The sequence below is a fragment of the Bifidobacterium aesculapii genome, assembly GCF_001417815.1.
GTDB lineage: Bacteria > Actinomycetota > Actinomycetes > Actinomycetales > Bifidobacteriaceae > Bifidobacterium > Bifidobacterium aesculapii.
Genome location: NZ_BCFK01000073.1, coordinates 26,342 through 40,748 on the forward strand (window position 1 = coordinate 26,342; position 14,407 = coordinate 40,748).

General features: G+C 66.9%; 11 protein-coding genes and 1 tRNA gene. 6 read left to right on the forward strand and 6 right to left on the reverse strand.

Annotation, left to right across the window (positions count from 1 at the left end):
- Positions 1–131 precede the first annotated feature (131 nt).
- Together serS and BFAL_RS09945 are read left to right on the forward strand one after the other, a co-directional pair.
- A complete protein-coding gene (serS, locus tag BFAL_RS09940) occupies positions 132–1,418 on the forward strand; it encodes a serine--tRNA ligase (RefSeq protein ID WP_055428222.1) in 1,287 nt (428 codons plus the stop codon).
- Between the two features lie 341 nt (positions 1,419–1,759).
- Positions 1,760–1,847 (forward strand) — tRNA-Ser (locus BFAL_RS09945).
- A gap of 353 nt (positions 1,848–2,200) precedes the next feature.
- On the opposite strand, the gene BFAL_RS11285 is transcribed toward BFAL_RS09945, so the two are convergent.
- On the reverse strand, positions 2,201–2,368 hold the full coding sequence (locus tag BFAL_RS11285; protein WP_160319059.1) for a hypothetical protein: 168 nt from the start codon (positions 2,366–2,368) through the stop codon (positions 2,201–2,203).
- Positions 2,369–2,504: 136 nt separating this feature from the next.
- Here BFAL_RS11285 and BFAL_RS11290 point away from each other — a divergent pair, with 136 nt between their 5' ends.
- Entirely contained in the window at positions 2,505–3,125 is a 621-nt protein-coding gene (locus BFAL_RS11290) for a GDSL-type esterase/lipase family protein (protein ID WP_055428223.1), read from the forward strand.
- A 32-nt stretch (positions 3,126–3,157) separates the two neighbouring features.
- Here the strand turns inward: BFAL_RS11290 and BFAL_RS09955 are convergent, their stop codons facing one another.
- Positions 3,158–3,910 (reverse strand): LuxR C-terminal-related transcriptional regulator, encoded by a 753-nt coding sequence (locus tag BFAL_RS09955; protein ID WP_055428224.1) that lies wholly within the window; start codon positions 3,908–3,910, stop codon positions 3,158–3,160.
- A 176-nt stretch (positions 3,911–4,086) separates the two neighbouring features.
- Entirely contained in the window at positions 4,087–5,433 is a 1,347-nt protein-coding gene (locus BFAL_RS09960; protein ID WP_055428225.1) for an ATP-binding protein, read from the reverse strand.
- A 222-nt stretch (positions 5,434–5,655) separates the two neighbouring features.
- Here BFAL_RS09960 and BFAL_RS11450 point away from each other — a divergent pair, with 222 nt between their 5' ends.
- The 3 genes from BFAL_RS11450 to BFAL_RS09975 all read left to right on the forward strand — a co-directional run bounded on the left by BFAL_RS11450 (position 5,656) and on the right by BFAL_RS09975 (position 10,423).
- Positions 5,656–7,707, forward strand: a complete 2,052-nt coding sequence (locus BFAL_RS11450) for a PspC domain-containing protein (RefSeq protein ID WP_055428226.1) — start codon at positions 5,656–5,658, stop codon at positions 7,705–7,707.
- Positions 7,700–8,386, forward strand: coding sequence for a hypothetical protein (locus tag BFAL_RS09970; RefSeq protein WP_055428227.1), 687 nt, complete (start codon positions 7,700–7,702; stop codon positions 8,384–8,386). Before BFAL_RS11450 ends, BFAL_RS09970 begins: the two co-directional genes overlap by 8 nt.
- 216 nt (positions 8,387–8,602) lie before the next feature.
- Complete coding sequence (locus BFAL_RS09975; RefSeq protein ID WP_055428228.1) at positions 8,603–10,423, forward strand: alpha/beta hydrolase family protein; 1,821 nt, start codon at positions 8,603–8,605, stop codon at positions 10,421–10,423.
- Positions 10,424–10,824: 401 nt separating this feature from the next.
- On the opposite strand, the gene BFAL_RS09980 is transcribed toward BFAL_RS09975, so the two are convergent.
- From BFAL_RS09980 to BFAL_RS10805, 3 genes are all read right to left on the reverse strand, one after another.
- Entirely contained in the window at positions 10,825–11,475 is a 651-nt protein-coding gene (locus tag BFAL_RS09980) for a DUF4125 family protein (RefSeq protein WP_055428229.1), read from the reverse strand.
- 116 nt (positions 11,476–11,591) lie between these two features.
- Positions 11,592–13,919 carry a DUF4037 domain-containing protein gene (locus BFAL_RS09985; RefSeq protein ID WP_370696076.1) on the reverse strand — a complete coding sequence of 776 codons (2,328 nt, stop codon included), beginning with the start codon at positions 13,917–13,919 and terminating at the stop codon, positions 11,592–11,594.
- A gap of 349 nt (positions 13,920–14,268) precedes the next feature.
- Positions 14,269–14,403, reverse strand: a complete 135-nt coding sequence (locus BFAL_RS10805; RefSeq protein ID WP_370696077.1) for an integrase core domain-containing protein — start codon at positions 14,401–14,403, stop codon at positions 14,269–14,271.
- Between the last annotated feature and the right edge of the window lie 4 nt (positions 14,404–14,407).

The window sequence follows — 14,407 nt, forward strand, 5'->3', positions numbered from 1 at the left end:
GCGATTTTCGTGCGCAAATCGCGCCGCGAGCGCACGAGAATCGCGCGGACGTGCGGTGGGGCCGCAGCTGCCCTCATCCGCCTGCGGAAACCGCATCCCCGCGTGTCGGCTTACGGCGGTAGGCTTGCCGCATGCTTGATATTCAATTCATTCGCGAACACGCCGATGTCGTCAAGGAATCCCAGCGCAAGCGCGGCGAATCCGTCGAACTCGTCGACGAGGTGCTGCGCTCCGACGAGGCGCGCCGCTCCTCCCTCAAGGAATTCGAGGCCGCCCGCGCCCAGCAGAAGGAGATCGGCAAGAAGGTCGCCGCCGCCCCGGCGGACGAGAAGGCCAAGCTGATCGCCGAGACCAAGGCCCTCGCCGCCAAGGTCTCCGAATACAAGGCCGCCGCGGACGCCGCGTCCGAGGAATACACCACCGCCATGTGGAAGCTGTCCAACATCGTCGAGCCGGAAGCACCGGAAGGCGGCGAGGACGATTACGTCGTCGTCAAGAAGGTCGGCCAGATCCGCGACTTCGCGGCCGAAGGCTTCGAACCGAAGGACCACCTCACGCTCGGCACCGAGGTCGCGGGCATCGACATGCGCCGCGGCGTCAAGGTCGGCGGTTCCCGCTTCTACTTCCTGCGCGGCGCCGTCGCCCGCATGCAGATCGCGATGCTCACCATGGCCGTCGACCAGGCCGAGCAGCACGGCTTCACGCTCGCCATCACCCCGACGCTCGTGCGCCCCGAAGTGATGCGCGGCACCGGCTTCCTCAACTCCCACGCCGACGAGATCTACCGTCTGCGCGAGCCCGACGAGCAGTACCTCGTCGGCACGTCCGAAGTGGCGCTCGCCGGCATGCACGAGAACGAGATCCTCGACCTCGGCAACGGCCCGCTGCGCTACTGCGGCTGGAGCTCCTGCTACCGTCGCGAGGCGGGCGCCGCCGGCAAGGACACCTCCGGCATCATCCGCGTCCACCAGTTCGACAAGGTGGAGATGTTCGTCTACGCCAAGCAGGAGGACTCCTACGCGGAGCACCAGCACCTGCTCGAGATGGAGCAGGAGATGCTCGCCAAGGTCGAGGTGCCGTACCGCATCATCGACACCGCCGCCGGCGACCTCGGCTCCTCCGCCGCCCGCAAGTTCGACTGCGAGGCGTGGGTGCCGACCCAGGGCCGCTACCGCGAGCTCACCTCCACCTCGAACTGCACCGAATACCAGGCGCGCCGCCTCAACATCCGCGAGCGCACCGAGGACGGCTCCACCCGCCCGGTCTCCACGCTCAACGGCACGCTCGCCACCACCCGCTGGCTCGTCGCGATCCTCGAGAACCACCAGCAGAAGGACGGCTCCATCGAGATCCCGAAGGCCATGCGCCCGTACATGGGCGGCCGCGAGGTCATCGAACCCACCAAGTGGGAAGCCTGATTTCATCAGGCTTCCCGCGAGTCGATTGCGACGCGCGCGACGCTTTCGCTGCGCGCTGCTACGAACAGTCCACTGGACTGTTCGTCAAGTGGGAAGCCTGACGGGCCGTCACGCCCGTCCCTATCCCCATGGTGCGGTTAAGCCGCAGGCTTAATCCGCGGAATATAGCCGTTTTGGGCGACCGCACCATGAGGGTTTTACCGCACCATGGGAAATAGCCGTGGGAATGGCCGTGGGCGCGGGCACGGACGTGGCACGGACGCGGGTTGTGCGAGGGTGTTTTCGTGCCTGCATGTATAATGGAACGTCGTGCGCGAGCCGAAATGGTTCGCGCACGTCATGGGTAGATGTCTGAGCGGTCTAAAGAGACGGTCTTGAAAACCGTTGAGGGGTGACCCTCCGCGAGTTCGAATCTCGCTCTGCCCGCCACCAAGGGTTTCAGGCAATTGCCTGAAACCCTTCTTTCATGTCGAAATGCCTGTAATTTCAGCCTGTAATTTCGGGCTATGGAGACTGAATGAATCCAGGCCTGAATGGTTTGGCGACGTAGTCGATCGACTAAACATCGACGCCGTAACATGCGGTGTCCCCGTTGATATGACGGACCGTTGCCGGCGGAAGCTGGTGGCAAAAGGGTCGGTGCTGGAACATCGGCCCTTGTCGTGTCTCGCGTGAATCTCCGCATACGGCGTGTACTTGACCGTTTTCGATGGTGAAACGGTCTTTTATAATCCTGAACCGATGGCACTTAGGGAGTATTCGTCATCAGGGGATGTGGATCTTCATACGCACGAGCGCATATACGTACCGCAAGCGTGCGAGTCGAGCAAGGAGAGGGACATGTCGTTGCCGTTATGGGAGAGGCCGGTAGCGTTGGCCGAGGCGTTGGTGGCGAAGCACACCGTCAGACTCGCGCCGGAACCGGCGGGGGAGCGCGAGGGGCTGGTCATTGTCTCGTCCTCTGGGCAGTCGAGCGATGTGCAGTCGGAATCCGGTTCCACAAACGGAACCGCTACCGGTGCATCCGAGACATCACGGAATTCAGCGGATCGGTCCGGTAAGGCGTCAGTTTCACCCGAGGCACCCGTGTCGCCCGCCGCACGCCCGCTCACGCTGGTCACGGTCGGCGACTCGCTCACCGTCGGCTGCGGGGTAGAGCGTCAAAGCGACGGCCTGACACCGGCCATGGCGCATGCGCTCGCCGCCAGGACCGGCCGGCCGATCCAATGGTCGACCCACGGCAAGCTCGGCGCCACGATGCGCCGCGTGCGCTTCCGCCTGCTGCCGGAAGTCACGGAAACGCCCGACCTGCTGGTCTTGTGCGCCGGCTCGAACGACCTCATGGCCCGCCGCAGCATGAAGGAGTGGCGCGCCGACCTCACCGCCGCCATCGACGAGGCGAAGGCGCTGTGCCTGCGCGTGGTGGTCATCAGCTCCGGGCAGGTATATCGTTCGCCGGCGCTCGGCCGAACCCTGCGCAAGGCGATTCTCGACATGACCGACGCGCAGACCGCGGTCAGCCGTGGCATCTGCGCCGCCAAGCACGTCAGGTTCGTCGACATGACCCACTACGACACCGGTCTGACCGACGCCGAATTCTGGGCGTCGGACGACTTCCACCCGTCGAAGCGCTGCTACAGGCTGCTGGCGGACGGCGTCATCGCACAGGCCACGCCCGATCTGCTCGACCTCGTCAGGCAGGCGTAACCGCCGTCCACCATACAGCACCCAGCACCCGCTCACACGATCCGGCGGTCGGCGGCCCAGCGCGTCAGCTCGGTGCGGTTCGACAGCTGCAGTTTGCGCAGCACCGAACTCATGTGCGTCTCCACGGTCTTGATGGAGATGAACAGCTCCGCCGCGACCTCCTTATACGTGTAACCACGCGCGATGAGGCGCATCACCTCCTGTTCGCGGTTCGAGAGCCGGTCGAGCTCCTCGTCATGCGCGCCCACGCCGCCTGCGCCCGCACCGCCGAATCCGCCGAACACGCCCACACTGGCACCGGAGGCACCACCCGCACCCGCACCGCCCGCGCCCTGGAACGTGGACAGCACGAATCCCGCCAGTTTCGGCGAGAACACCGCGTACCCCTCATGCACCTGCCGGATCGATGAGATCAGGTCGGCGCCGGTGATCGTCTTGGTCACGTAGCCGCGCGCGCCGGCGCGAATCACCGATCCGACGTCCTGCGGCGCATCGGACACGGACAGTGCGAGGAACCGCGTCGCAGGAGAGTATTCCCGCGATTTCAGCAGAATCTCCGCGCCGCCGCCGCCCGCGCCTCCGGGCACGTGCACGTCGAGCAGCACCACGTCGGGCTTCACGGCCGCGATCATCGCCACGGAACCGTCCACGTCCGCGCCCTGCCCGACCACGTCGAATTCAGGTGCGAGCGTCGCGCTCACCCCCGCGCGGAACATCTCGTGATCGTCGACCACGGCCACGCGAATGCGCTCCGCCGCGCCATCCGTCTGCGTCGTCTCGTCCATCATCGCTCCTTATCGTTCTCTCTTACCGTTCTTCCGCAACGTTTTGCGCAACGTTTTTCCGTAACGTGCCTCTGCACTGTGCTTCCACGCGGCGAGCGTACGGCGCGTGCACGCCGCGCTCGCGCCGCATGCGTCGCGCGTCCGCACCGCGCACGTCGCACCCGCCGCGCGTCCGTTCACGCCGCGCCGCCGTCGCCGCCGTGCGTCGCGCCGCCGCCGGCCGCAATCGGCATGCGCATGCGCACCTCCGTGCCCCAGCCGGGCCGCGACACTATCTCCACCGTACCGCCGCGCCGACGGACACGCCCCATGATCGACTCGCGTATGCCGAGACGGTCGGGCGGGATCGCGTCCACGTCGAACCCATCGCCATGGTCGCGCACGAACACCTCCACCGCCGTCGCGCTCGCCTCGCAGTACACGCTCACCGGTTCGCCGCCGTGCGTGACGGCGTTGACGAGCGCCTGCCGCGTCGCGTCGAGCAGCGCGTCCGTCGCGGCGCTCGGACGCGCGTCGCCGACGGTGACCACGTCGACCGGCTTGCCGTGCCCGTCCTCGACTTCGGCGGCGATGGCCTTCAGTCCGGCGTTCACGGAACGGTCCGACGCGACACGTTCCTGATACAGCCATTCGCGCAGCTCGCGCTCCTGCCCGCGCGCGAGCGTGAACACCGTGTCCGGTTCGGCGCTGTGCAGCTGGATGAGCGCGAGCGTCTGCAACACGCCGTCGTGCAGATGGGCGGTCATGTCGGCGCGCTCCTCCTCGCGCTCCTTCATCGCGCGTTCGGCGGTCAGGGTGCGCAGCGTCGCGCCCGCCCACGGCAGGATGGCGAGCACGACGGCGGCGAGCATGAGGAATCCGGCGACGATGATGCGCGGCGGGAACGCGAGTTCCGAATACATGACGTTGATGACGTACGTCACGTAGGCGAGGAAGATCAGGATGAGCCCGATGATCATCGACGGGATCGGCCCGTGTCTCGCATCGGCGCGCGACCATGCGACGAGCAGTCCGACGGTGACGAGAATGAGCGGCACGATGAGTTCGCCATGATTCGTGCCGCCGAGGACGATGCCCATCGTGATGAACGCGACGCCGACGATCGCGACCAGAGCGGGTTTCGGCGCGTTGCGTATCGCCGCGACCGCGCCCTCGTTGGTGCCGGTCATCGCCGCGGAGGCAGCTTCCGCGCGTGTGCGGCCGGTGCGCATGTCGCGGTTGCCGGCTGCGAGTGGCGCCTGCGCGGCCGATACGTTCCGCGCCTGCGCCGCGGCGGCCGCGACCGGGTCGCCGGCCGGCACGAACATCCACAGGAACAGGTAGGCGGCGAGGCCCGCGCCCCACAGAAAGACGAGCGCGACGAACACGAGCCGCACCCATACGACCGATACGCCCAGATGCAGGGCGACGCCGCGGCACACGCCGACGAGCCAGCGGCCCCGCCTCGGGCGCATCAGCGGCAGTTTCGCGGGGTGGAGCGGCTGGAGGGGGTAGCGCGGCTGGGTGGCGGGCTGCGGCCACATGGGTGCCTGTGATGCGGGTGGTTGTGGAGTGGACGTCTGTGATGCGGGTGGCTGTGGTGCTGGCGTCTGTGGCGTGGGGTTCGCGGGCCGGTTGGTGGGCGGGGTCATGCCTTCTATTGTGCCCTCTCAGGGAGTGCGAATGGGGGCGTTGAGCCGGGGTTCAGGGAAGAATCAGGGGTTTCCCCGACGGCCGTGCAAGCGGGCTGCTGATGTAATGGAGGCATGAACGACAACAACAAGATGGCAGGCAAGGTATTCGCCTGGTTCCGCTCCAGCGGCGTGGTCCGTGGCGACGACCGGTGGGCCGCCGGCGTGTGCAGCGGCATCGCCGCGCGGCTCGGTTGGAGCCCCACATTGGTGAGGGCGCTGATGATCGTCTTCACATTCGTCTTCGGTTTCGGCGCGGCCCTGTACGCGTTCGCCTGGCTCCTGCTGCCGGACGCGCGTGACGGGCGCATCCTCGCCGAGGAACTCCTCGCCGGACGGTGGGATTGGAGCTGTCTCGGCGCGTTCGCGCTGCTGGCGGTCGCGGTGCTCATGGTCGGTGCCGGCTGGGTGGCGATCGGCGTCGCTGCGGTGGCGCTGTGGGCGATATGTCAGAAAAGCGTGCGCCAGCAGCACGGTTACGGGTACGGGTACCGCCGTCAGGGGCCGGGCGGACCGTACGCGCCGAACGCGCCCGGAGGCGCCGGTGGTCCGAACGTGCCCGGTGGTGTTTCCGGTGGGCCGAACGTCCCCGGAGGACCGAACGTCCCCGGTGGTCCGGACGTTTCCGGTGATCCGAACGCTCCCGGCGGGCCGGGTGCATTTGGTGGCCCTGGCGCATCATTCGGTGGTTCGAACGGTCCATACGGTGGCCCCGCTGCGCCGTACTCCGGCCCGGCAGCGGCGAACGGCACGCCGGGCGGCGGCCCGCTGCCGCCGTACGCGGGGCCGGTGCCTCCTTTCGGCTCATATAATCCCGCCGGTCCCGCCGGTTCCGCTGTCCCCGGTGCGCCGCAACCCTTTCCGATGGCCGCCGGCCCCGCATACCCCGGACCCGCATACGCCATGCCCGAACCGTCGCCGGCGCCCGCCGCCGCGCCGGTTCCCCGACGCGCCCGCCGCAAGCCGGCCGGCCCCTTCCTTGTGCTGCTCGTCATCGGCATCACGCTGATCTCCGGCGCCGGCGTGGCCTGGAACGTGGGCGGCGCATACTTCGGCGGCGGCATGGGCATCGTCACCACCGTCACCGCGATGACGATTTGGATCGGAGCGGTGTGCGTCGCGATGGGCGTGCTGCTCATCATCCTCGGCGCCATCGGGCGGCGCGCGGGCGGTCTGATCCCGATCTCGCTGATCGCCGGATTCACCGCATGCTGCATGATCCTCACCACCGCAAGCATCGGCTACGTGAACCGCGACATGGATACGAGCCGTGACGGATACGCCGAAGTGAGCCTTTCGGCGCGGACCGGCAACCACGAATCCGAGAACGCGAACGGCACGATCTCCCTGCAGGCGCGCATCGACAAGAACTCCACCGTGGACTACTTCTCGGAACCCTATAGCATCGATTCGGGCATCAACCCGAACATGAGCTACTGGGTTTCGGATTCCAGCCCGCAGACGTTCCGCCGGCTCGAACAAGGCGTGCACTTCCGCGGCGACGACTACGACATGAGCATCGCCAACATCGACCTGAGCAAATACGCCAACTGGGCGTACGACGGAAAGCAGGCGAACAAGTACAAATCCGGATGCCCGGCCGGCCAGATCAACCTGTCCGTCGACAACGCGCACGTGTACGTCACGTTGCCGGACGGCTGCCCGTACGCGTTCGGTTCCGGCGGTTTCGTCTTCTCGCAGTCCGACAATCTCGGCGGGTACGGGTCGCTCGTACGCGGCAACGGCGAGGTGGCGCACGTGCCGTTCGCCGGGCATGAATACCGCGACGACAGTATGATGAAATCCGACGCCTACAATCCGAGCAACTACGACTGGCAGGGCAACGGCGTCACCGACGAAAGCTCGTTCCTCGTCAACTACGTCTCCGGCGTCTCCGGCAAGGTGACCGTGCGCTACGCCTCCGAAACGCTGCTGCCCAGCTATACGGAGTTCGTCCGGCAGGTCACGAAGAACGACCTCGCATCGGTCGAACTCACCACCAAACGCCACTATGAGGTGCAGAACGGCGATAAGCCGGCTCCGGAGGTCGGAACCGACGACGCAGGAACCTCCGGCGGCGAACAGAACAGCAGCCGGAACGACAAGAAGGAGCACTCCGATGACTGACGACGACAAGGGCTTCAAGCCCGACCTCAACCGCTCCCTGCAGGACATCGTCGACACGCAGGCGATGGCGGCCCCCGCGGACGCCAAACCCGAAACGGCGCCGCCGACCGAGCAGGTGCTCGACAAGCCGATCGCCGCGCCGATCGCGAACGCCGCCGCGCCAGAAGCGAAGCGTGCGCCAAACGACGGCAAGACGGACGAAGGCGGCGCAACGGCATCCACGGACACAGCGGCATCCACAGGCGAGACGGCATCCGCCGCCAAGCCGGGCGCGCGGTCCGGCGGCCACGATTACCCGTCCGCCGCGCCTGCGGCCGCGCCGCACAATATCGCGGGCACCCCGCACAATGCCGCGGGCACCACGCCGACCGCGCCCGGCCCCGTCTCCGCCCCGCAGGGCGGTGCCCGACCGATTTCGCCCGAACCGATCCGCCCCACCGGGCCCAGCCTGCCGACCATCCTGCTCGGGCTTGCCGGCGTCATCGTCGGCCTTGTCGGTCTCGTCCTCGGACTGTGGTTCCCCAACGTCACGATGTGGCTGGTCGGCTTGAACCCGCAGGCCGTCAGCGCCCTGGCCGTCGGGGGTATCGGCGTGGCGTGCGTCGTCGTCGCCATCGTCTGGGCCGTCGCCAAAGCCGTGGCCGGCGCGAGACGACGCACCGGCGAGCCGCATGAGTAGGCTGCGCGGCGACTCCGCGCGGTGACCCGTCCAGGTGACCGCGCACCAGCCGCACGGCACGTCATCCGCCGGATGACGAAACCCCCGTGCGCACACGATTCCCACACGGGTATCGTGTGCGCACGGGTACCCCGGCGTCGCGCCGGGCGCTACAGTGGAGACGGCGGACGCCGGAACCGAAAACGGAACCGAAAATCGGAGCCGAAGGAGCGGTGGATGATCAGGTGGCGTATCACGGCACAGGTCGCGGCGGCGGCCATCATACTGCTCGTCATCCTCGCCACGCTCGGCCAGCTCATGATGCCGCGCTGGCAGCCCGAACCCTACCGTGACCACATCGCCGTCGCCGCATCGGACACCGCCATCGCCTCACGCACGTCCATCACCGAACACCAAGGCGCCTACCGCACGCGCACCCGCGAACTCGCCATCCACCTCGACGACGGCACCAGCGTACCCGCCATCCTGCGCGAACCCGTCGGCGCGCCCGGACGCCGCCCCGCATGCCTGTTCGTACACGGCTCCGGCACCGGCAGCGACGAAGATTTCGGCGACATCGCGAACGCGATGAGCTCCGCCGGCATCGTCACGCTCGTCCCCGCGAAACGCACCGACGGCTACACGCCGCTCCACCGCGACTACCCGCGATTCGCGCACGACTACGGCACCGCATACGACCTGCTCACGCTCATCCCCGGCGTCGACCCGGCACGCACCGGACTGTACGCCGAATCCGAAGGCACCTGGATCAGCATGCTCATGACCTCGCAACGCCGCGACGTGGCCTTCGCGATTCTCACCTCCGCACCCGTGTACAAAGGCCGCGAACAGATGGCCATGGCGGTGAGCGCCTACGTGCGCCAGGCCGGCGCACCCACGCCCGTCGTCAAAGACCTCGCCAAACTGCTCTCGCTCGACTTCGCGCCGTTCGACCTGGCCTACGCCGATTTCGACGCCGACACCGCCCGCGCCTCGCTCACCATGCCGCTGCTCGTCAACTACGGCACCTACGACACCGCCATGCCCATCGAACAAGGCGCGCGCACCATCATCGACGACGCCGCACGCCGCGGCAACCGCAACGTCACTGTCCGCTACTACGCCGCCAACCATCAGATGCGCGCCGGCCAGGGACTGTTCGCCCCCGGACTGCCGCTCGCCGACGGCTACACGCGCGACCTCGCCGACTGGGTCAACGCCATCGCCGCGGGAACACGGGCCGACGGCTGGGCCACGCCGAAGATCGCCGGCGCTGTGCCGCACCAGCAGTACGCCGCGCCGCGCAGCACCGCTTCCGGCATCATCGGGTCGCTCGGCGCGCTCGCCGGCCTCACCGTCGCCGCACTCGCATGCTTCGCGATCGCGGCCGTCGGATCGGCGGGATTCGGCGTCGCCGAACTCGCGCGTCGCCGCCGTCTCGCCGCACGCGTCGCGCGTGGCGCCTCGCACGTGGCCGGAGGATTGCGCGCGCGGTTCCCCGCCGTCGGGCGGAAACGGGCCGGGCGCGACGAACCTGATGGGCGTGGTGGCGCGGCTGCGGACACGACCGAGGCATGGCCGGGCACCAGCCGCGCGTTCCTGCGCAACATCGGCTATTCGCGCGCCCTCCGCCGCATTATCGGCTGGGGTGTAGGCATGGCCGTGTTCACACTGCTCGCCATCGCCGCATACCTCTCCTATGTGGGCGTGAACGCGCTGAATGTGTGGCAGGCGCCGGGCCTTCTGCAGGCCGGATTCGCGATGCTGCGATGCGGCGGCGTCGCCAGTGCCGTGCTGTGCGCGTGGCTCATCGTGCGGTTATGGCATGCGTGGCGCATCCGACGCGCCTATATCGCGCATGGCATATACCCGGAAGCGGAGTCATGGCAGGCGGGTCGGGGCGCCGGCCGCCGTGGCGTGTCCGCGTATGGCGTGGGTACGGAGCCGCATTCCACGTGGATCGTCGGGCGGTGGCACTGGCTGGTCGCGCTGGTCGCGCTTACCGGCATGCTGCTCGCGCTGGTGGTCATGGCCTTCTGGGGCTTGTTCTCGCTGTAGGCTGTGACGTCAGGGCCTGACGTTCTCACGGGTCATGGCCTGCCGTATGGTCATCGTGCGTCTGCGACCTGTCTGCATATGGTCTGCACCTTGGTCTGCGATCCGTCTGCGACTTGTTTGCGGCCTATCTACGTTTCAAGGGGTTGATTCGCTCGGTCACGGACATCTATCTGCGCTATAAGGGGTGCCTCGCTCGGGGTATTTCGAGTATGAACGGTGGCATAACGCGTGTTCTACCCGGTTTTGACCGTGCTTGGCACCCCTTGTAAGCCAGATGGGTCTTTTCAGAGGCTCCAATGTACCCCTCGTAACCCGACAATCCGCTACATGGTCGGCAATCGCATCGCAACTGCGTCGCAACCTGTCCGTACGACCCATATCCGTTGCGGGAACGGCCCGTGTCACCCGGCCTGGGCGGCCTCGGCCTCGTCAAGGCCGGCGAATCCGCCGAGACGTACCGTGTGCAGCAGCGTCTCCTCGGTGATGTTGCGGGGGGAATGGGCGGTGGCGTCGTTCGCCTTCCGGTGTTCGATCATCGCCTCGTACAGGGCGAACGTCGCATCCGAGTACGTGCCGAGCTCGCCGCGCAGATACGTTTCGAACGAGGTGGCCGCAGGCGTGTCCTCGGCGGTGGTGAGCACGCGCATCGCCTCGCCGAGCCGCGGCCAGCGCGCGCGGAAGTCGCGCGCCCACGCGACCTGCACGGCGATGACATGCTCCTGACGCGCGATGCGGTCGGCATCGAGACGCGGGATGTACGGTTCGATGGTGCGCGCATACTCGATCGGCGCGGTGGACACCATCATGCGCCCGTACTTTTCCGTGACGAGATTGCGCCCGATATGGTCGGCGGCATCAAGGTCCGCGGCATACGATTCGAGCAGCGGCCGATCCCAGGTGAGGAACTGGGCGAGTCGCATCTGGTGGAACACCGGCCAGTTGCCTTGGCATGCGGCGCGGCCTCCCTCGTTGTTCGTGCGCTGGAACTGGTTCCACTCATGCCGCACGATCCGCTCGCGCAGGGCGGTGAGATCGGTGGATTCGGCGTTCACGTGGGTCTCCTTTGTCGTAGGTGTTGTAGTGCGGCTCGATGTGTTCGATGCATTCAATGTGTCTTGAGCCGGTTTCATGCCATGTCGCGCGGGCGACGCGCGACATGGCATGCCGGTCACAGGCTGTGCAGGCAGGGGGCGGAGGAGACGATGTGCTCCTCGACGTACGGTCGCTGCCATTCCAGGAAGGTCTCGTCCGAACGGGTGAGGCCTTCGCGTGCGAGCTCCTTGACCACGGAGGCCGCCACATGCTCCACCGCCCGTTCGATCGCGTCGGCCGCGGGCGCGGAGCCCTTGCCTCCCTCGCCGAAGCCCGCGCCGCCATAGCAGGCGGCGGAGGCGAGGCGCATCACCGTCTCCAACTCGCCACACACGTCGCCCAGACGGGCGAACATCCCGCCGGACAGCTTGCGCAGCGCCGCGAACCGCCACTTGTAGTACGGCGCGTACCCGGCGATCATCGGCTTGTTGATGAGGAACACGAGCGAGGACGCGGCGTTCGCGAACTCGCTGATGGACAGCCATGCCGCCGCCGCGTCGCCGCGTTTGAGACTGCGCGGCAGATTGTACTGGCCCGCCTGTGCGATCATGCCGAGCCGCTTCGAGATCAGTGCGAGACGCACGTCCTCGGGCATGTCCTTGAACCCTTGACGGGTCTTCGAGAACGCGCCGAGCGGGTCGGCGAACACCTGGCCGTTCGTGGCCGTGGCGAGGGTGGCTTCGTCCAGCATCATCCATTCGTGCGGCGCGTCCTGCGCGGGAGCCTTGCGGTATCCGGTCAGGGACTCGAAGAAATCGCCGATGCGGAACACGCCGTCGCGCCGGAATGCGCCCTGCGCGCGTGGCGTGAGCGGTGACGCGGCCGTGTCGGATGCGGTGTCGCCGTCGGCATCGGCTTTGACAGCGGCGTTGGCGTCACCGTCTTCTCGTGAAACATTGCGTGAAACGGTCTTGCCATTGCGTGAAACATCGTGTGAAACACTGGAGGTGCCGTGTGGTGCGACGGCGGAGACACCGGATGCAACGTTTGACGCACTGCCCGTCGCGATGTGCGTCGTCGGCTCGTCCGCATCCGCGGATGGGCGCACGAACCCGCGGAAATCGCGGGGAAGCGCGTCGTAGTCGGCCTGCAGTCGCGCGCCGATCGCCGCATAATCCTCGTCCGTGAGCCACAGGCAGAAACGCGGGCCGAAATCATGGTCGTGCGAGTAACCGTCGTCGAACCCGTAGCATTCCGAACCGTGCCCGACGAGACCGACGGCGATTCGCCCCACGTACTCGGGGTATTTCGCCTCGATCATCGGCCTGCCGACCTCCTCCCAATATGCCTTCGCCAGTTTGAGTCCGGAAAGCGTGTGGGCCGGAGCCGCATCGCCGGCGGCGTGAGTGCGTGGCGCGGTGCCGGCGATGCCACGATCGGTGGCCGCCTCGCCTGTCGCACTATGGTCGGATGGTGCGGTTGCGTCGGATGAGGAGGACGGAGTGGACGCGTCGGATGAGGCGCGGACCGTGGTATCGTCGCCGGCCTTGCGTTCCGCTTCGGCGAGGTTCGCCGCGGTCACGCGGTAGTAATCGGTGTTTCTGCCGTAGCACTCCTCGATCACGGCCAACGCGCGGCGATAGTGCGCGGCCGCGTCGCCGTAGCGGTGCTCGGCGTAGCGCACCTGCGCGAGCCCGGCCAGTGCGGACGCGAAATGCGCGGAGTGCTCCAGATGCCCGGCCGCGTAGATCTCCAGCGCCTTTTCGGCGTGCCAGTCCGCGCCCTCCAGTTTGCCCTCCTCGAGCAGCACCAGCGCGAGATTCGTGTGCGACGACGCCACATCGATGTCCTCGTCCGGGTTCACGCTCGACGATTCCATGATGCGCAGCGCCTCGCGCAGTTCCTGCTCCGCCTTGGGCGTGCGGTTCGTCTCGCTGTACAGCATCGACAGATTGTTGTGCAGGGCGGCGAGACGACGGTCCTTCGGGTCGAAGGTCCTCTCCGCGCATGCCAACGCCTGCTGGTACAGGTCCTCCGACTGGTCGTAGTGTTTCGCGGCGCGCATCGCCGTCGCGCAGTTGATGAGCGTCGTCGCCCAAGCTTCGGAGCCTTCCAGCCCCATGTGCAGGGCGAGTTCGATGGCGCGCTGCACGATCCACTGGTTCTCCTTGTGAAGGCCCTGCGAGCGGTAGAAGCCCATCGTCTCGTTGAGCACGGTGAGCAGACCGGCCTCGTCGCCGGCGTTCTCCGCGTCGATGGCGGCCTGTTGGAGGTATGGCCCCGCCTTCGTGGCGGCGTCATGCGCGTCGAAGATCGCGTCGAGTCCCGCGAGGAATTGGTTCACGTCGAAGGTCGGGGCGTTCGGATCGTGTATGGTGCCCCGCGTGTCCGAGGTGCCCGTGGGGTCCGTGTCCTCGAAATCATGCGCGTGTTTCGCGATCATGCCCTCAAGCGCCGCTTCCATGTCCGAATCCGGATGATTGGAATCATTCGTGTTGTATATCGCCTCGTCGCCCATGGCGTCCCCTCCGTTGTGAGATGTAACCATCCACCAGCGTACTGTGACCGTTCCCGTGCGCCACTGTGAGTGTCGTTACATCATCACGGTTCGCTGCCGTGCAGACTGCGGCCACGTTCGCGTTGGCGATGCGCTCGCTCATGCATCCTTGCTCCCAGTGGTTCGTTGCAGGCTGATCGAGGTTCGATTCGTCGGAGCATTGATGTCGCGGGCGCCGGTGCGTCATTCCAATGCGTCGGTTTGTCTCGTCGTGCTGACGCTTATGCATTGAAGTGGCCTGGTTTTTGTTCCGCCTCTACTGTGAGACGGCTTGTGCCGCTTGTTGTCTATAGTACTCGTTCTCCACGTCCTGTGGTGTCCTGTAGCCCAGTGAGGCGTGCAGTCGTTTCGAGTTGTACCACGCCACCCACCGCATCGTCGCGTATTCCAGTTCG